This is a genomic window from Wenzhouxiangella sp. XN79A (genome assembly GCF_012272825.1).
Taxonomy (GTDB): domain Bacteria; phylum Pseudomonadota; class Gammaproteobacteria; order Xanthomonadales; family Wenzhouxiangellaceae.
The window spans coordinates 1-942 of record NZ_JAAWWS010000056.1 but is presented as its reverse complement, the minus strand read 5'-3'; the positions used below and the strand labels follow the sequence as shown (position 1 = coordinate 942).

At 67.7% G+C, this 942-nt stretch carries 1 protein-coding gene; it reads left to right on the top strand.

Annotated features, from left to right (window positions below):
• Positions 1-942, top strand: a 942-nt coding sequence (locus HFP89_RS00015) for a DUF11 domain-containing protein (RefSeq protein ID WP_206212149.1), incomplete at both ends; no start/stop codon positions are given.

The window sequence follows — 942 nt, the reverse complement described above, 5'->3', positions numbered from 1 at the left end:
CGACATCGATGCCGGCGTCGACCTGGTCAACACCGCGACGGTGACGACCACGCAGGTGCCGGGCCCGACCAGCGACACGGCGACCACGCCGGTCGTTCCGCCGCAGCTTGTGGTCAACAAGACCTCCAGTCCGGCAAGTGGAACGGCCGTGGTGGCGGGTGACACGATCACATACACCCTGACTGCAACCGTTGCCGATGCGGCGCTCAGTTCCGCACTGGTGCTGGAAGATACGATCAGTGCGGGTCTGGTGTTCGATACGGTGACGGCGAATCCGGGCGGCTTTGCCGTGAACAGCGCTGGTGTCCCGCTGCTGTTCACCCTGCCTGCCGGAACGGCGCCAGGAACCTACTCGGTCAGCTATGCGCTGACCGTCGATGCGGCAGCGACCGTTGCCGTCGGCAACGTCGTCGTTCCGAACGGTGGCGGTGATCCGGATCCGGAATGCCCGTCCTGCTCGACGAGTCATCCGGTCACGCCGCAGATCAGCGCGACGAAGACCTCCAACCCGGCCGACGGTTCGAGCGTGGTGGCGGGCCAGACCATCACCTACACGCTGACGCTGGACGTGACCAACGGTCCGACCACGGCGGCCGTGGTGCTGACCGATACGCTGGATGCGCAGCTGGAGAACGTCCAGCTGGTCAACGCCGGCGGGTTCACCCTGGCCTCGCTGGGCGGCGGCGTGTACGAGTTCACGCTGGGCTCGGGGGCTGCGAGCGGCAGCTACCAGGTGGTCTACAGTGCCGATGTCGTGGCCGACGCGACCGGTTCGGTCGGCAACGCGGTCGTGGCCAGCGGCGGTGGTGATCCGGATCCGGAGTGCCCGAGCTGCACGACCTCGCACCCGGTGGCCGATCCGGCGATCGTGGTCGCCAAGACCTCGAACCCGGCCTCGGGCACGACGGTGACGGCCGGCGAGACGATCACCTACACGCTGAC